We start from the raw sequence: 18,989 nt of genomic DNA, 5'->3' as shown, positions 1-18,989 counted from the left end.
GGTTCCATGGGGGTGACGGACGCGGGTGCGAAGGAACTGTCCGGGCTCACGGGCCTGACCGCCCTCGGCATGTCTTTTACGGGGGTGACGGACGCGGGTGTGAAGGAGTTGGCCGCGCTCAAGAACCTCACCCACCTCGAACTGGCTGCCACGGGGGTGACGGACGCGGGGGTGAAGGAGTTGGCTGCACTCAAGAGCCTAGTGCTGTGTCAGGCTAACGAATTAGGATGCCACGGGGTCCATTGGTATGATGGCAGCCCCCCCGTGAGGTGCCGCCGTGATGAAGAAGTATATCGTTCGTCTTTCGGATGCGGAACGGGCCACTCATCGCGATGCGATTGGGTCCGCCGCCCAAGGGCTTCGCCAACTGGAGCCTGCGGTTACTGGCCGAGCAGGTCGTCGCGTTGGAGGTTGTGGACGCCATCAGCCACGAGACCATTCGTCAGACGCTCAAAAAAACGCGATGACGCCGCGGAAGTTGGAGTACGGGGTGATCCCGCCAGACGCCGACGCGGCGTTCGTGGCGCACATGGAATTGGTCCTGGACACCTATGCCTTGCCTTACGATTGCCTCTACCCGGTACTCAACATGGACGAGCAACCGATCCCGTTGCTCAAGGAGACGCGGGCGCCGATTCCCGCGACGAAGGATCATCCGCGCCGGGTGGACTACGAGTACGAGCGGGCGGGCACGGCGAGCATCTTCATGTTCTGTGAGGCGCTGGTGGGGTGGCGCCAGGTGAGCGTACGGGAGCGGCGGACGAAGGTGGATTGGGCGTTGGAGGTGGCCGAGTTACTACGGACTCGCTACCGGGATGCCGTGAAGGTGATCGTGGTGTGCGACAACCGGAACACGCACACGATCGGTGCGTTCTACGAGGCGTTCGACCCGGAAACGGCGCGGGCGCTGGTGAGGCGATCGGAGTTCCGCCACACGCCCAAGCACGGGAGTTGGTTGAACGTCGCGGAATGTGAGCTGGGCGCGATGACGCGGCAATGCGTGCAGGGTAGGCGGTTCGCAACGATAGAGGAGTTGAGGGTAGAGACGGCCGCCTGGCAGGACTACACCAACGACAAGCAGCGTAGCGTCGATCGGCAGTTCCGCACCGACGATGCTCGCAACAGGCTCAAATCCCTCTACCCTAAAATCAAAACCTGACACAGCACTAGTTAGGGGGCGGAAACGAAAAACCCCAGTTCTCCGCGGCTCATAGCCGCGGCCGAATTGAAGCGACTACTCCGCTGCCGAGTACTCGTAGACTGTGATGGTTCCCGCTGCCGCTGGCCGAGGCCTTCCCCACCGCCCTCACCCCGCGCCTCCGCCCGCTGCTCCCGGCGGACGCCCGTCCGGCCGCTGTGCCGGCGAGCCGGAGCGGGCTGTCGGTCGTGGTGGTCGACGGGAAGAAGATCAAGCGGATGGCCAAGCGGCTGCTCCCGACCCGGAACCGGCCGGGCAAGCGGTACGGCGGGAAGCTGCTGGTCGCGTACCTACCGGCGGGGGGCGTGGCGGTCGGGCTGGCCGCCGACGCGGACGGGGAGGCCAATGACATCCGGTCCGTACCCCATCTGCTGCCGACCGTCCGCGAGGTGGTGACGGGTCCGCGGCTGCGGGTGGCCGACCGTCAGTTCTGCGACCGGATCCCGCCCCGCCGGTTCGCCGACGGCGGGGACCACTTCGTCGTCCGGTACGGGCACAACACCGGTTTCCACCCGGGCCCGACGCGGGCCGCGGTCACGGGCACCGATGCCGACGGCCGAACCGTTCGCCAGGAGTGGGGGTGGCTCGGGGCCGAGGTACAAGGGGAGCGCCGCTTGTACGTGCGGCGGGCCCCCCTGATCCGCCCGGGCGACGAGGACGTGGGGGTGATCACGGACCGTCTCGACGACCGGCTGCACCCCGGCGCCGATCTGCTGGCGGTGTACCTCACGCGCTGGCAAATCGAGAACGTATTCCAACAGATCACCGAGGTGTTCCACCTGCAGCGGCTGATCGGGTGCCGCCCGCCGGCGACCGTGTTCCAGGCGGCCTGTGCCTGGTCCTGTTCAACGTGCTGCAACTGGTGCGGGCGTACCTCACGGCCGGGCGCCCCGAGCACACGCCCGTCGAGGACGTGTCGGCCGAACCGGTGTTCGCGGACATGACCCGCGAACTGATCGGGTTGCACGAGGTGCTGACGCTCGACGAGGTGGCCACCACCCTCCCGGTGCCGGGCGACGATGCGCGGACGCGTGGGCGCGCACGAGAGCGGCTCTCCGGGCGCGAGTCATCGAAGTGGGTCAAGGTGCACAACCAGAAGCCGCGACCGGAGGAGCCCCCGCCGCGGAAGTCCGGGGGACACACCGCGGTTCACAAGCTGCTCCAGCCGAAACCGCCAAACGGTCGAACACGACGGTACGCATCAGATGTGCGCAGCAGTGACGCCTCGGCACCCTTCTTGAGGACCGCCTTCTTCCCGCCGTGGAGCCGGTTCTCGGTGGCCGAGGCGGCGCGCCACCTCGGCCACCGAGAGCTTCTGCTCGGTGATCATCTGGACCGCCTGGAGCTTGAACTCCGGCGTGTAGACCTTGCGCGTACCAGCCATTGTGGTGCCTACCTTGTACTTGGAGTTTACACCGCTTTGAGCTTGAACTCCGGCGTGTAGACCTTGCGCGTACCAGCCATTGTGGTGCCTACCTTGTACTTGGAGTTTACACCGCTTTCCCGCTGTTCACCATTCGTGGGGAACTTCAGTGGGTCACGGCGTTACGGAGCGCGGCCAGCACCTGCGGCGCGGCACCCCGGCGCATCCTCACGCAGGGTCACTTCGCACACGTCGTGGCATTGGTTCTGGATGAGCCGATGCGACCGGAGCCCGTCCAGAGGTGCTCGTGCGTCGGCTCGCTCGGCCGGCAAGCTGGTGATCCCGTGCACCAACTCCACGGTGGTCACACCTCGGATCGTCCGCTTGCGGGTCACCCGGCATCCTTGCTTCCGCCCGGTCCACCGGTCGTGGGCGGTTCGGGCCGGGGGGGGCGCACGGTCCGCGCCTCGATCCGCCCGTGCCCCGGGTCCACCGTCGTGGCCGGGCGCCCCAGTTGCTCGCTCGGGCGTGGGGAATGGCCCCCACCCGCGATCACCTGTCGGGCCAGATCCCGCGGACAGAGCATGGCGTCACCGGCGAGCACCGAACCGCCCACCGGTATGATCCACAACAACGTCTTGCTCGCTCTCCGCAAGCGACTTAAGCTCAAGGAGGAGCCTAAAAGCGCCCCCTACCTGCACCCGGCGCCGTGCCCGACCCGCCGAACACCTTTCCCCAGAGTGCCCGCATGCCAAGGCTCTCGTACCTACTCGCTGCAGCCGTTGTGGCGGGCGCGCCGGGAGCGGCCCGTGCGGGCGACGTTCCGTCGTTCACCGCGGATGTCGTCCCGCTGTTCACGAAAGCCGGATGTAACCAGGGCGCGTGCCACGGGAAGGGTGCCGGCCAGAACGGGTTCCGGCTGTCGCTCCGCGGGTTCGCTCCCGAGCAAGATTACAAGTGGGTCACCCGCGAGTTCGACGGCCGCCGCATCGACCGCACGAGGCCCGAAGAGAGCCTGCTGCTCCGCAAAGCCACCGGCCAGACCCCGCACGAGGGCGGCCGGCTGTTCTCGGCCACCAGCCGCGAGTACGGGTTACTCCTCGACTGGCTGAAAGCCGGGCACCCGGGGCCGAGCAAGGGAGACGTTCCGGTCAGCAAGCTCGAACTGGCGCCGGCGTCACAGGTGCTCAAGCCCGGCGAAGAGGTGCAACTGGTTGCGACCGCCACGTTCGCCGACGGCTCGCGGCGCGATGTCACCTGGCTCACCAAGTTCGATTCCAACGACCCCGCGTACCTCGCCGTAACACCAGGCGGCCGGGCGAAGGCGCTGCGCCACGGGGCCAGCGCCGTTCGCGCGATGTACCTCACGGAGGTCGCGGTCACGGTGATCGGCGTTCCGTTCGACCGGCCGTTGGACGGCGCGCGGTTCGCCGCCGCGAACAACTTCGTCGACACCCATGTGTTCGCGAAGCTGAAGGAACTGCGGGTCGAGCCGTCGGACCTGTGTACCGACGCGGAGTTCGTCCGGCGCGTGTTACTCGACGCCTGCGGCGTGCTGCCCACTGTTGACGAGGTGAAGGCGTTCGTTGCCGATCCGGACCCCAAGAAGCGCGAACAGTTGATCGACGCGGCGCTCGCGCGCCCGGAGTTCACCGATTATTGGGCGCTGCAACTGAGCGACCTGTTCCAGAACCGCAAGGAGCGGGACCACGACGTGCGCGGGGTGAAAGGCGTGCGGCAGTTCCACGCGTGGCTCCGCAAGCAGGTCGCCGCGAACCGCCCCTGGGACGCCATCGCCCGCGACGTGCTCACGGCCACCGGCCCGAGCACCGGGAGCCCCGCGGTGGGGTACTTCATCGTGACGGTCGGTGAGCACCGGCACGGCGAGAGTTCGGAAGCGCCCGAGTCGGTCGCGCAAGCGTTCCTGGGCACCCGGATCGGCTGCGCGAAGTGCCACAACCACCCGCTCGAACGCTACACGCAGGACGACTTCTACCACTTCGCGGCGTACTTCAGCCGCGTGAAGCTCGACCGTAAAGAGGCGAAGGACGGGGCGACCGTGTTGAGGGTCAGCCACCCGGATCAGAACCAGAACAAGAACCCGGTGGGCGTGAGCCAGCCGCGCACCGGCGCGTTCATGAAGCCGCAGCCGCTCGACCGCACGCCCACCGACGTGAAGCCCACCGACGACCCGCGGGCACAACTGGCGAATTGGATCACCGATCCGAAAAACGAGTACTTCACTGGGGCGATGGTGAACCGGGTGTGGAAGCACTACATGAACGTAGGATTGGTGGAGCCGGTGGACGACCTGCGGGCCACCAACCCGCCCACCAACCCGGCGCTGTGGGCCGCGCTCAACAAGGAGTTCGTGGACAAGAAGTTGGACCTGCGGGCGCTCATGCGTGTTGTGCTGAACTCCCGCGCGTACCAACTATCCAGCGCCACCCGCAAGGGCAACGAGACGGACCCACGGTTCTATTCGCACTACTACGCGCGCCGCCTGCCCGCCGAGGTGCTGCTCGACGCCGTCTGCGACCTCAGCGGCGTGCCGGAGCACTTCGCCGGGTACCCGATGGGCACCCGGGCGGTGCAGGTGCCGGACCCGGGGGCGAACTCGTACTTCCTGCGCGCGTTCGGCCGCAGCGACCGCGTAACCGCGTGCGCGTGCGAGCGCACCGGAGAGGTGTCCCTGCCGGCGGTGCTGAACCTACTGGGCGGCGAAACCGTGACCCAGAAGCTGAACGCCGGCGGGTGGGTGTCCGAGTTGCTCGCGGCCGAAAAGGACGACGACAAGGTGACGGACGCGCTGTTCCTGCGGGCGCTGGCCCGCACCCCGACCGCCACGGAACGCGAAACGGTGCGGGGGTTACTCAAGGACGCTTCGCGGAACGACGTGTACAAGGACATGCTGTGGGCGCTGGTGAACAGCAAGGAATTCCTGTTCAACCGGTGACCCGGTCGTTTCGAGTTCCAGCACCCGGCGTCACAGATCGTCGTAACGGATGAACAGTTCTTCGCCGGCCCGGACGTCGCGCAGCGTGAAGTAGTCGTAGTTGGCGTCGTGGGCGAGGTTCGGCTCGTCCGAATCGTTCAGATACCACCCCGCGCTGACCCGGTTAAAGTCGGCCGGTACGAAGCACTCGGTTTCGTACCGCGTCGCGAAGTTGTTCTTCACCTCGTCCGGCACGGTGAGTTCGGAAAACTCTTCCCAGGTCAGGCGCCGCACGTCGCCCGGCGCGAACAACTCCGGCATCAGGGTCCCTTTCGGGATGTCGGTCACCGCGAACACCCCGACCCCCGCGCCGGGGATCGTGGACGGTCGCAACCGGAAGTACACCATTCGCGCCTCTCGCCGTCTGTTGGTTCCAGCACGCGCCGCGTGCCTCATGCCGCGGCGTGAACACCCCTCGGCCGACAGCACATTACCACACCGGCGGCTGGATTGCCCTTACAGGAGCCGGCCGCCGCGGGGTATGCTGCACACAGGCGCCCGCGTTTGTCGCACCCGTCCGAAGGTGACATGGCCAAAGTGACAGAACCGCAGCCGGAACCGCAGGTCACCTTTTGGGGCGCCGCGCAGACCGTCACCGGGTCCATGCACCGGCTCGACGCCGCGGGCAAAACGCTCCTGCTCGACTGCGGGCTGTTTCAGGGCAAGCGAGCCGAAAGCTACGCCCGCAACCGCGACTTTCCGTTCCGCACCCGCGACATCGACGCCGTCGTACTCAGCCACGCGCACGTGGACCACTGCGGGAACCTGCCGAACCTCGTGCGCAGGGGGTTCGCCGGTCCGATCTACTGCACCCCGGCCACCCGCGCGCTGGCCGCGGTCATGCTCGGCGACGCCGCCAAGATCCAGGAAGAGGACGCCAACTACCTGAACCAGAAGCGGGACCGCGGCGACGCGAAGGTGCAACCCCTCTACGACGCCCGGGACGTGTACCGCACGCTCACCAAGATGCAGGCGGTTCCGTACGGGAAGCCGTTCCACATCGGCAAGGGCATTGAGGTCACCTTCGCCGACGCCGGTCACCTGCTCGGCTCGGCCACCGTTCACCTGCGGATCGGCGGCCCCGCCGGTGAGCGCCGCGTCACCTTTACCGGAGACATCGGCCGCCCGGGGCTGCCCATCCTGCGCGACCCGGAGCCGATCCCGCCCTGCGACCTGCTCATCACCGAGAGCACCTACGGCGGCCACACCCACGAGCACGTCGACGAGACGGCGGACAAGCTCGGCGCGGTGGTGCGGCAGACGGTCGAGCGCGGCGGGCGGGTCGTCATCCCGGCGTTCGCGGTGGGCCGCACGCAAACGGTCGTGTACTTCCTGCACCAGCTTATTTCCGCCGGCAAGCTGCCCGCGCTGCCGATCTTCGTGGACAGCCCGATGGCGTCGCGCGCGACCGAGGTGTTCCGCGCACACACCGAGTGCTTCGACGACGAGACGCTCGCGCTGCTCGGCGCCCACCCGGACCTGTTCGGCGAGAAGCACGTCCGCTACGTCGAGACGGTCAACGAGAGCGTTAAGCTGAACCGGTTCGACCGCCCGTGCGTGATCATCTCCGCGAGCGGCATGTGCGAGGCCGGGCGCGTGCAGCACCACCTGAAGCACGCGCTGGGCGACGCGCGGAACACCGTCCTCATCGCGGGCTACCAGGCCGCGGACACGCTCGGCCGCCGCCTCGTCGAGAGGCGGCCGGAGGTGCGCATCCTGGGCCGCCTGTGCCCGTTGAAGGCCGAGGTCGTCGTGCTGAACGGGCTCTCCAGCCACGCCGACCACCCGGACCTGCTGCGGATGCTCGGCCCGCTGGCCGGTTCCACCGCCCGCGTGCGGCTGGTCCACGGCGACCCCGAGCGGGCGGCCAAGCTCGCAGAGGGATTGAGAGGGGTCGGGTTTGCGGACGTCGAAATCCCCGTGCGTGGCGACGTGGTGCCGGTGTGAGGTAAAGAGTGTTCACCGCAGAGGGCACGAGAGGGCGCAGAGAGAACACAAGAACAAATGATCGTTCTCTGTTTTCTCTCTGCGCCCTCTGCGGTGAACACTCTTCTTCTACTCCACCTCGGTGCGGCAGTTGGGCATCTCGATGCGGCAGCAGCCGAGGTTGAGCGCGTCCTTGGGGACGCCGGCTTCGACGGCGTCTTCGAGCACCCCGGGGCGGAGCGAGTACAGCACGAACCGGCCGATCTTCTTGCCGCGGATCAGGTTCGCGTTTCTCAGTACGCTGAGGTGGTGCGACACGTTCACCACGTTCTTGAGCCGCAGCATATCAGCGATCGCGGTCACGTTCTGCGGGCCGTCCGCGAGGAACCGAACGATCTTCAGCCGCTCCGGCGCCGCGAGTGCGGAGAGCAGCTTCGCGCAGCGCTGTGGGTCGAGCGGGTCTTTGGCCACGGTACGCGCCTCCGCCGAAAAGTTCTGTACGCGCCTCCATTTTAACATTCTCCGCACGAACGGGAAGCTACGTCCTTTTCTCCGCGACCCGGAACAGTTCGACCGCCCCGCCGGCCTCGCCCTTCGCCATGTACCGGCCGTCCGCGGTGAACGCGAACCGTGTGGCCGACTCGCCCGGCACCTCCCACTCGCGCACCGGTTTCCCGGTGCGGAGGCTCCAGTTGCGCACCCGGAGGTCGTCGCCGGCGCTCACCAGCGTGTCGCCATCAGCCAAAAGCAGTACCGCGCGTACCGCCCCAACCGTTCCTTTCAGCTCGGCCCGCACGATCGGCTTGAGTGCGGCCACGTCCCACAACCGGATGACGCCGTCCTGGGCGCCCGTGGCGAGCGTCTTGCCATCGGCCGAGTACGCGACCGCGTTCACTTCGCTCGGGTGCGATAGCACCGCCCGCTCGGTCGAACGGATGCGCCCGACCGACCACACGCGCACCGAGCCGTCACACGCCGCCGTCGCCAGCCCGGTACCGTCGGGTGTGAACGCGACCGCCTTCACCGCGTGTGCGTGACCGACGAGCATCGCCCGCGGGTCGGCGCTCGCACCGGCCCGCGGTTCCCACACGCGCACCGTCCGGTCCGCGCCCGCTCCGGCCACTTGCTTGCCGTCCGCGGAAAAGCACAAACCGTCGACCGCCCCGCGCGCCCCGCGGAGCACGCCCGCCTCGACCGCGATCGGATCGGTAACGTCGTACAGCCAGACCATGCCGTTCAGCGCCCCGGACCCGACGGCCAGGGTGCGGCTGTTGGGCGCGAACGCGAGTGAATGGAACAGGTCCCCGGCTTTACGCAACACGGAGCGCTCGCCGACCTTCGAGCCGGACACGTTCCACACGCGGGCGGTCCCGTCGGCGGCGGCCGAGGCGAGCAGGCACCGGTCGGGAGAGAAGGCGAGGGCGAGGACTCCGGCCGTGTGCCCCTTCAGGGCCACAATCGTTTTTGCGGTTTCGAGTTGCGCGTTCACGGCTGCCCCCTGTCCGGTCCCCGCTGCGGCGGTGCCCAACCAGCACTCTACAACACAACTCGTGCCAGCGCGGACCGGTTCGCGGGCGAACGAAATCGCTATCCTGAATCGTGTCGCCCCTGGTGCCTGAAACGCGATCGCCCGCGGAGTGAGCCCGTGACGCACGAGGTGTTCGGCAAACTGCGGTTCAAGGAAGCCGACGAGTCGTGGGCCGGGTCCGCCGGGCTGCCGCGGTTCGCGGCCGTGGGTCAGATGCCCGAACCCGCGCCGCTCACGGAGGAAGAGGCCGTCCGGATGGCCGCCGACATGAGCGCGGCGCTGGAGGCGATGAAGGAACAGATGCGGGCGCAGTTCGGCGAACGGGTGGACCAGGCGCTCGCCGAACTCGACCGCGCGGCCGAGGCGCCCGAACCGGCGCCCGCCGAGTCCGACCCCAAGGACCAGGAGCGCGAGCAGCGCCGGGCCGCCCGGCGCGAGAAGAACGCGGCGCTGTTTGCGAAGGGGCGGTTCCCGGTGCGCGTCGCCGCCCCCGGCGGGGCCGAGCCCTCGCCCGCTCAACAGGAGTCGTACCGGTTCCTGTGCGACAACGAAGCCGCGGTGTACGACGCCGTGGTCGCGCAGGTGTGGGAGTCGTTCCAGAGCGCGTACGAGCAGGAGCACTGGCGCCAGGTAGCCGGGATCAAAGCCGCGGCCACCGTCGCGGACCTGAGCGGCCGGTTCGCGGTCACGCGGGTGGACATCGCCCGCGAGGCCCGGAACGGGTTCGCGCACCTCGTGTTCCTGCTCGAATCCGACTGGCAGGACGAGCACGGGATGGTGGTGACCTACGCGCCCGACACGCGCGAGGCGCACTGGACCTCGTGGGAGGGCCTGTACGACCTGCTCGAATCGGACGAGCCCGAGAGCGAGGCCGAACAGGAGGAGTACGTCCCGTCGCCGCACGACCTGCTGCTCGAAGCGATCCTCACGGGCGACGAGCCCCTCGCGCGCGAGCTGGTCGCGCGGGGCGCCGACATCAACGCCCTCGGCGAGGACGAGTACCCGCCGCTGTGGATCTCGGTGGACCAGATCGAGGTGGAAGAGGTGCGGCGGTTGCTGGCGTTCGGCGCGGACCCGAACCTGCCCAACCCGGACGAAAAGACGACCCCGCTGAAGCACGCGAAGCGGATGTACCGCGACATGGGGTTTGCGCCGGCGAAGAAGCGGGACGCGCTGCTCGACGGGATGATGTCGCTGGTGCGAGAAGCGGCCGGCGAGCGGTTTCACGACATCCAACTGCGGCTCGAAGAGATCATCCGGCTGCTCGAAGCTGCCGCGAAGACCGAGAGCTGACACGAATCGGTCACCAAAAACGAAGGCATGAAGAGAAACTGGCCACAAAAAAGCACAAAGGGCACAAAAGGAAAGCGAAGACCAAGACAATAGAGTGAGTTCAAACGCACTTGTCTATTGTCTTGGTCTTCGCTTTCCTTTTGTGCCCTTTGTGCTTTTTTGTGGCCAGTCTGCCTTTGTTCTGTGCTTTTTGTGGCCGATCTGCCTTTACTTTGCCACGGGCGGGTGAACGAACCCTTCGGCCAGCGCGGCGCACTGCTCGACGGTCATTTCCCCTTCCTGCACCCACACCCGGTACTTGAGCTTCAGCGGCTTGTCCGCGGTGAGGTCGTACTCGAAGTAGTCCCCGAACCGGCCGTAGTCGCGCTCGCTGCCGCGCGTCTCCTTCGGGTTGTCCGGGTGGTTGATGCGGACCACCGTGTACCGCTTCCCGCCGGTCACGAAGCTGCACGCGTTCCAGGGGAGGTTGATCGTCTTCGGATTCGGCTCCTTCGCCTTCGGCTCCCAGTTCCGCGTCTCGCCCACCTTCCCCTTGCCGTCCGGGCGCAGGTAATAGGTGTTCTCCTTACCGTTCTTCGACACCTCCTGGTTGGCCCGGAAGTGGAACCCGGCGTGCTGCGGGTCGCCGTCCAACCGCACCTTCGCGAGCGTGGTGGAGAGCGTCGTGGACCAGTCGATCAGCGTACCGCTCTTGGCGGCGTAGGCCGTGACCGCGCGCTCCTCGGTCGCGAAGGTGGCGCCGTCCTTGCCGTGCCACGAGATCTGCGAGACGTGCTTGCCGAACACCTCACCGGCTTCGGTCGCGAGCATCTTGTCGTGCTGCGAGAACACGCCGTTGGTGCCGTGCCACACGTCGGCGGTCTGCTTCTCGCCGTAGCTGATCCGGTTGAACCCGAAGAACAGCCCGCGGTGGTGCGGGAACTGGCCGTCCTTGTCGCTTTTCGCACTCGTGTTGGTCAGCAGGACCTCGCCCTTCGCCGGGTCGTAGACGTTGTGGAACGGCTTGAACGTGTAGTAGTGGTTGGCCGGGTCGCGCGGCAGGTTGAAATACTGGAGCACCTTGCGGCCGTCGAACGACAGGACCGTCGTGCCGTCCTTCTCAGTGGCGAACTTGAACTGCGGGGGCGCCTTGACGTAGTTGAGCATCGTCGGGGTAGCGGTGACGGTTTCGCCACCCTTGAGCTTCGGCAGGACGAACACCAGCGACTTGCCGTCGGCGGTGGCCTGGGCCGGGACGTGCAGGCCGTCGGGCAGCGTAACCGAGTTGGCGTTCGAGCCGGCCGGCAGCGGCGCGACCACGACGGCGTCGGCCGCATCGGCCTTACCGCCGGTCACCTCGACCTTCTGTGCGTGTGCGATCAGCGGGGTCGCGAGCAACAGCGCAAGTACGGGCAGCGTGCGTGTCATGGGTCGCTCTGTGGGAAAGGGTTCGGCGCGGCGCGGGTCGCGGCGTAAGATGGACACCAACTCGCCCGTTCAGGGGAGCTTCCCATGAGCGTATCCGCCGCCGAACTGACCGCCAAGAAGTGTACCGCGTGCGAGGGCGGCACGCCCCCGCTCGCCGCGGACCAGGTGGCCGCGCACCTTGCGGCCGTCCCCGGATGGGCGCTCTCGGACGACGGCAAGCTGATCCGCCGGAAGTACAAGTTCACGGACTTCGCGTCCGCGATGGCGTTCCTGAACCGGGTCGCCGACCTCGCCGAGGCGGAGGACCACCACCCGGACCTGCACCTGACGGGCTACCGGCACGCCGCGGTCGAGCTGAGCACGCACGCGATCGGCGGGCTGTCGGCGAACGACTTCATCGTGGCGGCCAAGATCGACGCACTGGGCTAACACAAACGGGGAGAAGAATGTCCGCACAGGATCGACTGAAAGAGCTGTTCCGCGCCCGCGCACTCCAGTTCGGGGACTTCACGCTCGCGTCCGGCAAGAAGAGCACGTACTACGTGAACTCGAAGAAGGTGCTGTTCCACGCCGAGGCGCTGACCTTGCTCGGCGAGTTGCTCTACGACGCGACCAAGGACCTCGAGTTCCAGGCGATGGGCGGTCTGGAGGTCGGGGCGATCCCGATGGCCGCGGCGGCGCTGACGGCGTTCCACCGGAACGGCCGGCACCTCGAAGGGTTCTTCGTGCGCAAGAAGGCTAAAGAGCACGGCGCCAAGGAACTCGTCGAGGGGCAGGTCAACGCCGGCGACAAGGTGGTGGTGATCGACGACGTGCTGACGACCGGCGGCAGCGTGGTCCAAGCGATCGAGGCGGTGGAGGCCAAGGGGGCAACGGTGCTCCGCGTGGTGTGCATTTGCGACCGGCTCCAGGGCGCGCGTGAAGCCCTCGCGAAGTACGACTTCCGCCCGCTGTTCACCATCCGGGACTTTGGCATCGAGCCGCCGAAAGCGTAAGGCCGCCGTGTCGGGAGTTCCGGAAACCGCAACTCGGCGCTTGCGGTCCGGTGCGGGCGACGCTATCCCCCGCGTTCTTGGGGGAAGCAACAATGGTTCGCACGTTCACGCGGCCGGGGCCGGCGCTCGCTCTTGCGCTGGCGCTGCTCGCCGTCGCGCTCGGGTGCTCCAGCCCGAGCACCGTCGGGGACCGGCTCGCGCCGTTCCGGAAGCACGGCGTGCGCGCCGAGCGCACCAGAGAGGAACTGAAGGCGTCCGTCGGGTGGCTGGACGTCGCGGCCCAGGAGGCCGGGCGCAGCACGATCAGCACCGCGGAGCTGCTCGCGTTCGCCGAAAAGTCGCGCGCCGCGGCGCGGCCGGCGGTCCCGTCCCCGAAGCGGAACATTCTCGTCGTCACCGGGGGCGGCTCCTACGGCGCATACCCGGCCGGCGTGCTCGTCGGCTGGACCGCGACCGGCACCCGCCCCGAGTTCGATGTGGTGACCGGGATCAGCACCGGCGCGCTGCTCGGCGCGTTCGCGTTCCTGGGGCCGGGCGAGGACGCCGAGTTGCAGCGGTGCTACACTACGCTCCGCGACCGGGACATCTACAAGCGGAACCGGATCATCCCGTCGCTGCTGTCCGAGTCGCTGGCGGACAGCGGCCCGCTGGCGCAGGTCATCGAGCGAACGGCGAACGACGAGCGGATCGCCCGGTTCGCGGCGGAGCACGCGAAGGGGCGGCGGTACTACGTCGGCACCACGGACCTGGACGCGCGCCGGGCGGTCGTGTGGGACATGGGGGCGATCGCGGCGCGCAACACGCCGGAGAGCCGCGAGCTGTTCCGCAAGGTGCTCCTCGCCTCGGCCGCGATCCCGGGGTTCTTCCCGCCGGTGCGCATCCCGATGACCGTGGACGGCCGGCGGTACGTGGAGCGGCACATCGACGGCGGCACCACGTCGTCGATGTTCTTCGCCCCGCCGTACGCGCCGCCCGGGCACGAGCCGCCGCCGGGCTGGCTGCACGGCTCGAACCTGTACATCCTGGTGGCGGGCAAGCTGTACCCGGACCCGTCCCCGGTGAAGCCGCGCACGTTCGCGATCGCGAGCAACGCGGTGTCGACGGTCATCTACGACCAGACCCGCAGTGACCTGCACAAGCTGTTCCTGCTCACCGCGATGACCGGGATGACGTACAACGTGTCCGTGATACCGCCCGAGATCAACTCGCCGCTCGAGAGCACCAAGTTCGACCCGAAAGAGATGTCGCGGCTGTTCTGTGCGGGCGCGCAGTGGGCGCAGTCGGCGCAGTCGGCGCAGTCGGGACCGAACTGGCGGATCACGCCCCCCGGGTACGAGCCCGGCGAGGGCGCGAAGTACCGCTCCGGAACGGCCCTTACCGACACCGGTCGTAATGCCGGAACCGGCATCCTCGGCCCGCCGGTGAGCCCCATCCCGAGCGCGCCAATGATCCCCATGGCGCCGGTCGTGCCGGAGAAATAACGCGGAGTTGCGGCGTGGGAAAACGACGCATGCCGAGCGTGGCGCCCACGCGCAGGAGAAATTCACTGGTGATTAGCAAAATTCTCGGGCAGCAAGTAGGCTGTCCCGATGACCCTCGAAGAGTATGAGCGGCACTTGGTCGAGCGACTCTGTTGGCGGTGCCACCAGGCCACACACCAGAGTTCGGCCCGGCAGCGGCAGTGCCCCAGTTGCCGGGCCGAGTGGAGCTCTCACCGGCGCAAGACGGAGTGGGAACGGTCAAGGGGAGCGTGTTCCACACGGACGAGTTCGCCGGCTACAACGATGTCCAGAGCCACGGCAAGCACGTCCCGATCAACCACCAGGAGACGTTCGGGGTGGGGGCCGCGCATATCAACGGGATCGAGGGCTTCTGGAGCTCCGTGAAGCGGCTGTACCGGCACGTCCACGGGGTCGAGCCGGGGAACTTGCCGCTGTACCTGGCCGAGTATGGATTCCGGCACAACCACCGCGGCGAACACCTGAGGACCTTCCTGTATAACAGACTCGTTGCGCAATAGGCGTGAGTTGAGGCGGCCCCCGTGCTCACCATTATGTGTGTGCATTAGCCGTACATGCGGTTGTGGAGCCCGGCCACATTCTTCATCATGACCGTGTGCCGGCGCGGCGGGTTGCGGTACCGGTCCGCCGCGATCCGCCAGATCTTCATCTTCCCGATCCCGTGCTCGGCCACGATCCGCTCCCGTGCCAAGCGCCGATTGGATCGCTTCTCCTCGTCGCTCAGCGCACCGTTCCTCGGCTTCTTCCTGGGCACCCGCAGGTTGCTCCCCTGGTACCCGCTGTCACCCGACTTCGGTACTTCGGGGGCGATTCGCAGCCGCGACTGGTCGTACATCTTCTTGTCGTGAACGCGACCCTTGGCCGCCTTCGACACCGCCTTGATCCGCACCTTCTGCTTGCCCCCCGGCTCCTTTCGCTTGCGCGTCACCACCACCTGGTGCTTCACCGTGTGACGCTTCTTCTTCCCCGAGTAGCTGCGCCGCTGCCTCCGACTCGGGCGGTTGACCGGTTGCTCGGTCGCGTCCACGAACACCGCGACCAGATCGTCCGGGTCGATCCGCACCTGGCGCTCGGGGATGCGGAACACCCCGGCCATGCACAGTCCCAGTTCCTGAACGCCACGAGACACGGTTCCCTTATCGACCCCGAACAAGAACCCGACGAACTCCTGCGGGACGTACACCCGATCGTACAGCAACACCATCAGCAGCCGCTCGGTGAACAGCAGCTTCACCGGGCGCCCGGCCCCGGGCTTGCGTTGGCGCGGGCGGCCCGCGGCTCGTTTGGCCTTGCGGGCGAGCCACACCGGTTCGAGATCTGCCACCAACTGGTCGAACTCGGCGGCCGACAACCCCGTGAACATCCGGAACAACAACGGCTTACGACACAACTTCTCGTAATTCGTCATGCCCTATGAATAGCCCACCGACCGCTATTGCGCAACGAGTCTAACCGTCTGATCCGGGCCGCCGCCCCAACCCAAACCCAGCCCTAGAATTTTGCTAATCACCTTAACAGAGCACCGTTCGGCCCGCGCGAGCGGTACGAATGGAACCATAACTTTGTAGTCACTGGTAAAGGCGCAAAACTCGTCTTTTCCGGCGAGCGACAGAGTGGCGCGTGACCGCCGCGGCCGACGGGCTATCATTGGGGATACCCTCCCGAGGCCCGACGATGCCCGACGATCTGTCCGCGACCCGCGTGTCGGGACCGAACTCGCCCCACGCGCCCGATTCCAGTGCGACCGTCGCCCGGTTCACCGATCCGCTCGCGGCGCGGCGGCAAATGCTGGGCGAAGAGGTGCCCGCCGTGCCCGGGTACGAGGTCGCCCGCGAACTCGCCCGCGGCGGCATGGGGCGCGTCCTCGCCGCCCGCGAACTCACGCTCAACCGCCCGGTCGCGATCAAGGTGCTGCTCCCGCGCGCCGGCCGCGACGGCGCCCGGCGGTTCGTCATCGAAGCCGAAATCACGGCCCAGCTCCCGCACCCCAACATTCCGCCGGTTTACGCCCTGGGGCGGTTCGGCGACGGTACGCCGTTCCTCGTAATGAAGCTGATCGAGGGGCGCACCCTCACAGCCCTGCTCCGCGACCGCGCCTCCCCGGCCGACGAGCTGAACCGGTTCGTCCAGATCTTCGAGCACGTGTGCCTGGCCGTCGGGTTCGCGCACGCGCGCGGCGTCGTCCACCGCGACCTGAAGCCCGCGAACATCATGGTGGGCGAGTTCGGCGAAGTGCAGGTCATGGACTGGGGGCTCGCCAAAACCGCCGGGGGGCCGGACGCGCCGACCCGAGCACAGGGAACCGGAGACGAGCCGAAAACGCTCGGCGACCGCACCGGGTCGTCGGACGCGTTCTCGTCCGACCACAGTACCGAAGTGACGGCCGCGGGACAGGTGCTCGGGACGCCCTCGTACATGGCGCCCGAGCAGGCCCGGGGCGAGCCCGTGGACCCGCGGGCCGACGTGTTCAGCCTCGGCGCCGTCCTGTGTGAGGTGCTCACCGGCTCGCGCCCGTTCGCGGGGCGCCACTCGACCGAGGTGATCGGAGCGACCGCCGCGGGCATCCTCGACGAACCGCTCGCCGCGCTCGGCGCGAGCGGCGCGCCCGCGGACCTGGTGGAGTTGGCCCGCCGCTGTCTGGCCCCCTGGGCCGCGGACCGCCCCGCGGACGGCAAGGCGGTCGCGGACGCGGTCGCGCGTTACCGCGCCGGGGTGGAAACCCGGCTCCGGGCCGCCGAGTCGGAGCGCGCCGCGGCCGAGGTGAAAGCGACCGAGCAGCGCAAGCGCCGCCGGGTGCAACTGGCGCTACTCGCGGCGGTGGCGCTCATGCTCCTCGGCGCCGCCGGAACCGGCTGGTGGCTCGATCATAAGGCCGCCGAGCGGCGGATCGAGGCCGAGCGGGCCGAGCGCGAGCGCGCCGCCGCCGACCTGCGCCAGAGCGAGAAGGACGCCCGCGCCGCCGCCGACAACCGCCGCGCCCTGGCCGCCGACCTCGACCGGTGTGAGGCCGCGCTCCGCAACGACGACGCTGCTACCGCCGCGCTCGCGCTCGCGGATGTCACCCGCCGGGAGGGCCAGCCCGGCGGCGAGGAGTTCGGTGCGCGCATCGCCCGGTGCCGCACCGACCACGCGCTGCTCACGCGCCTCGACGAGGTCGAGACCTTCGCCTGGACCCCGGTGAACGGGCAACTGCCCCTGGCCGCCGACCTCCAGACCCGGTGGGCGACGGCGCTCGCGCAAGCGGGAATCGTACCGAACGCCCCGCCGGCCGAGGCCGCGCGCCGCGTGAACGACTCGCTGATCCGCGACCGGGTGCTGCTCACCTTGGACCTGTGGCTCGGGGCCGCCGGCACGGCCGACCTCGCGGCCCTCTTGCACGAGGCGGACCCGGACCCGACCCGCGACGCCGTCCGCGCGGCGGTTCAGGCGCGCGACGGGGCGGGACTGGCCCGGCTCACCGCGGCGGGGCTCGGCGACCAGCCGGCGCGGTTCGTGATCGCGCTGGCCGCGGCGGTGCGCCCGGGGCTGTCCCCCGCCCGGCGGCGGGCGCTGCTGGCGGCGGAGTGGGACCGGGCGCCGGGCAGCGTGCGGGTGCTGATGGAACTCGGGGGCACGTACCCGATGAACTCCAAGGAGGGCGCGGCCGAGCGGGCGCGGTGGTTCCAGGCGGCCGTCGCGCTGCGCCCGCAGAGCGTGCTGGCGTGGAACAAGTTGGGGATCGCGCTGCGCGACGGCGAGCAGTACGACGAAGCGCTGGCCGCGGCCCGCGAGGCGCTCCGCCTCGACCCGCGCGACCTCAACGCGCTGAACATTAAGGCGATCGCGCTGCGGGCGAAGGGCGACGGCCCCGGCGCGGTTCGGGTGTACGAGGAACTCATGCGCGCCGACCCGGACTGCCCGTACCCGGAGTTCCACAACAACTACGGTTCCGCGCTCGCCACCGCCGGCGACCTGCGCGGGGCGATCGTCAAGTTCCGTCAGGCGCTGGAGATGAACCCGAAGTTCGCGGCCGCGCACGCCAACCTCGGGAACGCGCTGCTGCGGACCCGCGAACTGGACGCGGCGGTGCAGAGCTTGCGCGCGGCCGTCGAGTGCGACCCGCGGTCCGCGGTGGCCCACGCCGAACTCGGCCGCGCCCTACAGTTGAAGCGCGACACGACCGGTGCGATCCGCGCGTACCGTGAGTCGCTGAAGCTGAACCCGGCGAACCCGGGCGCCGCTTCGGCGCTGGGGCACTTGCTGTGGGACCGGGAAGACCTGGACGGCGCGATCGGCGCGTTCCGCGACGCCCTTCGTTACGCCCCGGCGGAACCCGGGCTGCACAACAACCTCGGGATGCTGTTGCGCCAGACGGGCGACCCGCGGGGCGCCGCCTCCGCCTACAAGGAAGCGATCCGGCTCGACCCGAAACATCTGCGGGCGCGGTACAACCTGGGCGTCGCTCTGCGGGCCGCGAAGGACCCCGCCGGGGCCGTGAAAGCGTACCGGGAGCTGCTCGCGCTCGACCCGAACCACTCCGCCGGGCACAACGGCCTGGGCAACGCTCTTCGGGATCTGGGCGACCTCGACGGCGCGATCGCCGAGTTCCGCGCGGCCCTGAGCATCAACCCGAGCAACGGCCCCGCACAACAGAACCTCACGGACACGTTGAAACAGAAGGACCGCACCGCTCCGCGGCCGCGCGAGGTGAAGCGCTCGTAATCTGTGCGGGGCCGAACGCGAAGACCGGCATCGAGCAGGGCCGCAAAGCGAGTTCAAAATAGA

At 68.5% G+C, this 18,989-nt stretch carries 17 protein-coding genes and 1 pseudogene; 11 read left to right on the top strand and 7 right to left on the bottom strand.

Translation table 11 applies throughout. The annotated features are described in order from the left end of the window. The first annotated feature begins 332 nt into the window (after positions 1-332). From GobsT_RS40690 to GobsT_RS33815, 3 genes are all read left to right on the top strand, one after another. Positions 333-467 carry a hypothetical protein gene (locus GobsT_RS40690; protein ID WP_261341495.1) on the top strand — a complete coding sequence of 45 codons (135 nt, stop codon included), beginning with the start codon at positions 333-335 and terminating at the stop codon, positions 465-467. Then, complete coding sequence (locus GobsT_RS33820) at positions 464-1,159, top strand: IS630 family transposase (protein ID WP_010042311.1); 696 nt, start codon at positions 464-466, stop codon at positions 1,157-1,159. Before GobsT_RS40690 ends, GobsT_RS33820 begins: the two co-directional genes overlap by 4 nt. Before the next feature lie 197 nt (positions 1,160-1,356). After that, on the top strand, positions 1,357-2,142 hold the full coding sequence (locus tag GobsT_RS33815; protein WP_010042313.1) for a transposase: 786 nt from the start codon (positions 1,357-1,359) through the stop codon (positions 2,140-2,142). Positions 2,143-2,419: 277 nt separating this feature from the next. Here the strand turns inward: GobsT_RS33815 and GobsT_RS33810 are convergent. Together GobsT_RS33810 and GobsT_RS33805 are read right to left on the bottom strand one after the other, a co-directional pair. Beyond that, positions 2,420-2,582 (bottom strand): annotated as a pseudogene (locus tag GobsT_RS33810) (transposase); the annotation flags it as partial. A 370-nt stretch (positions 2,583-2,952) separates the two neighbouring features. Then, the gene (locus tag GobsT_RS33805; protein ID WP_148087973.1) at positions 2,953-3,147 is read right to left on the bottom strand and encodes a hypothetical protein; all 195 of its coding nucleotides are present in this window, start codon (positions 3,145-3,147) and stop codon (positions 2,953-2,955) included. A gap of 162 nt (positions 3,148-3,309) precedes the next feature. Here GobsT_RS33805 and GobsT_RS33800 point away from each other — a divergent pair, with 162 nt between their 5' ends. Beyond that, complete coding sequence (locus GobsT_RS33800) at positions 3,310-5,517, top strand: DUF1549 and DUF1553 domain-containing protein (protein ID WP_029600997.1); 2,208 nt, start codon at positions 3,310-3,312, stop codon at positions 5,515-5,517. Between the two features lie 30 nt (positions 5,518-5,547). On the opposite strand, the gene GobsT_RS33795 is transcribed toward GobsT_RS33800, so the two are convergent. After that, the gene (locus GobsT_RS33795; protein WP_010042317.1) at positions 5,548-5,904 is read right to left on the bottom strand and encodes an SET domain-containing protein; all 357 of its coding nucleotides are present in this window, start codon (positions 5,902-5,904) and stop codon (positions 5,548-5,550) included. Between the two features lie 180 nt (positions 5,905-6,084). On the opposite strand from GobsT_RS33795, the gene GobsT_RS33790 reads away from it, so the two are divergent. Beyond that, a complete protein-coding gene (locus GobsT_RS33790; RefSeq protein WP_109571423.1) occupies positions 6,085-7,503 on the top strand; it encodes an MBL fold metallo-hydrolase in 1,419 nt (472 codons plus the stop codon). Between the two features lie 108 nt (positions 7,504-7,611). On the opposite strand, the gene GobsT_RS33785 is transcribed toward GobsT_RS33790, so the two are convergent. Together GobsT_RS33785 and GobsT_RS38470 are read right to left on the bottom strand one after the other, a co-directional pair. After that, positions 7,612-7,953, bottom strand: a complete 342-nt coding sequence (locus GobsT_RS33785) for an ArsR/SmtB family transcription factor (protein WP_010052459.1) — start codon at positions 7,951-7,953, stop codon at positions 7,612-7,614. A gap of 67 nt (positions 7,954-8,020) precedes the next feature. Further along, entirely contained in the window at positions 8,021-8,971 is a 951-nt protein-coding gene (locus GobsT_RS38470; protein ID WP_010052458.1) for a WD40 repeat domain-containing protein, read from the bottom strand. A 156-nt stretch (positions 8,972-9,127) separates the two neighbouring features. Here GobsT_RS38470 and GobsT_RS33775 point away from each other — a divergent pair, with 156 nt between their 5' ends. Continuing rightward, the gene (locus GobsT_RS33775) at positions 9,128-10,303 is read left to right on the top strand and encodes a DUF6985 domain-containing protein (RefSeq protein WP_010052456.1); all 1,176 of its coding nucleotides are present in this window, start codon (positions 9,128-9,130) and stop codon (positions 10,301-10,303) included. A 207-nt stretch (positions 10,304-10,510) separates the two neighbouring features. On the opposite strand, the gene GobsT_RS33770 is transcribed toward GobsT_RS33775, so the two are convergent. Then, complete coding sequence (locus GobsT_RS33770; protein ID WP_109571424.1) at positions 10,511-11,710, bottom strand: DUF6807 family protein; 1,200 nt, start codon at positions 11,708-11,710, stop codon at positions 10,511-10,513. Between the two features lie 84 nt (positions 11,711-11,794). Here GobsT_RS33770 and GobsT_RS33765 point away from each other — a divergent pair, with 84 nt between their 5' ends. The 4 genes from GobsT_RS33765 (at position 11,795) to GobsT_RS33750 (ending at position 14,725) form a co-directional block, all read left to right on the top strand. After that, positions 11,795-12,139 carry a 4a-hydroxytetrahydrobiopterin dehydratase gene (locus tag GobsT_RS33765; RefSeq protein ID WP_010048993.1) on the top strand — a complete coding sequence of 115 codons (345 nt, stop codon included), beginning with the start codon at positions 11,795-11,797 and terminating at the stop codon, positions 12,137-12,139. Positions 12,140-12,156: 17 nt separating this feature from the next. Beyond that, entirely contained in the window at positions 12,157-12,705 is a 549-nt protein-coding gene (gene pyrE, locus GobsT_RS33760) for an orotate phosphoribosyltransferase (RefSeq protein ID WP_010048995.1), read from the top strand. Between the two features lie 92 nt (positions 12,706-12,797). Then, positions 12,798-14,186, top strand: coding sequence for a patatin family protein (locus GobsT_RS33755; RefSeq protein ID WP_010048996.1), 1,389 nt, complete (start codon positions 12,798-12,800; stop codon positions 14,184-14,186). Positions 14,187-14,434: 248 nt separating this feature from the next. Beyond that, positions 14,435-14,725, top strand: coding sequence for a transposase (locus tag GobsT_RS33750; RefSeq protein ID WP_010048997.1), 291 nt, complete (start codon positions 14,435-14,437; stop codon positions 14,723-14,725). A 44-nt stretch (positions 14,726-14,769) separates the two neighbouring features. On the opposite strand, the gene GobsT_RS33745 is transcribed toward GobsT_RS33750, so the two are convergent. Then, positions 14,770-15,633 (bottom strand): IS5/IS1182 family transposase, encoded by an 864-nt coding sequence (locus tag GobsT_RS33745; RefSeq protein WP_010048999.1) that lies wholly within the window; start codon positions 15,631-15,633, stop codon positions 14,770-14,772. Between the two features lie 266 nt (positions 15,634-15,899). On the opposite strand from GobsT_RS33745, the gene GobsT_RS33740 reads away from it, so the two are divergent. Continuing rightward, on the top strand, positions 15,900-18,926 hold the full coding sequence (locus GobsT_RS33740) for a serine/threonine-protein kinase (protein ID WP_010049000.1): 3,027 nt from the start codon (positions 15,900-15,902) through the stop codon (positions 18,924-18,926). The last annotated feature ends 63 nt before the right edge of the window (positions 18,927-18,989 follow it).

Origin of the sequence: Gemmata obscuriglobus, from assembly GCF_008065095.1 — a bacterium.
GTDB lineage: Bacteria > Planctomycetota > Planctomycetia > Gemmatales > Gemmataceae > Gemmata > Gemmata obscuriglobus.
This window is presented reverse-complemented; position numbering and strand designations above follow the sequence as displayed.

Bases quoted from the DNA above. Each gene is read 5' to 3' on its own strand.
- GobsT_RS33800 (WP_029600997.1), top strand. From the start codon at position 3,310: ATGCCAAGGCTCTCGTACCTACTCGCTGCAGCCGTTGTGGCGGGCGCG.
- GobsT_RS33795 (WP_010042317.1), bottom strand. From the start codon at position 5,904: ATGGTGTACTTCCGGTTGCGACCGTCCACGATCCCCGGCGCGGGGGTC.
- GobsT_RS33820 (WP_010042311.1), top strand. From the start codon at position 464: ATGACGCCGCGGAAGTTGGAGTACGGGGTGATCCCGCCAGACGCCGAC.
- GobsT_RS33740 (WP_010049000.1), top strand. From the start codon at position 15,900: ATGCCCGACGATCTGTCCGCGACCCGCGTGTCGGGACCGAACTCGCCC.
- GobsT_RS33765 (WP_010048993.1), top strand. From the start codon at position 11,795: ATGAGCGTATCCGCCGCCGAACTGACCGCCAAGAAGTGTACCGCGTGC.
- GobsT_RS33770 (WP_109571424.1), bottom strand. From the start codon at position 11,710: ATGACACGCACGCTGCCCGTACTTGCGCTGTTGCTCGCGACCCCGCTG.
- GobsT_RS33790 (WP_109571423.1), top strand. From the start codon at position 6,085: ATGGCCAAAGTGACAGAACCGCAGCCGGAACCGCAGGTCACCTTTTGG.
- GobsT_RS33745 (WP_010048999.1), bottom strand. From the start codon at position 15,633: ATGACGAATTACGAGAAGTTGTGTCGTAAGCCGTTGTTGTTCCGGATG.
- pyrE (WP_010048995.1), top strand. From the start codon at position 12,157: ATGTCCGCACAGGATCGACTGAAAGAGCTGTTCCGCGCCCGCGCACTC.
- GobsT_RS33805 (WP_148087973.1), bottom strand. From the start codon at position 3,147: ATGCTCTGTCCGCGGGATCTGGCCCGACAGGTGATCGCGGGTGGGGGC.
- GobsT_RS40690 (WP_261341495.1), top strand. From the start codon at position 333: ATGCGATTGGGTCCGCCGCCCAAGGGCTTCGCCAACTGGAGCCTGCGG.
- GobsT_RS33755 (WP_010048996.1), top strand. From the start codon at position 12,798: ATGGTTCGCACGTTCACGCGGCCGGGGCCGGCGCTCGCTCTTGCGCTG.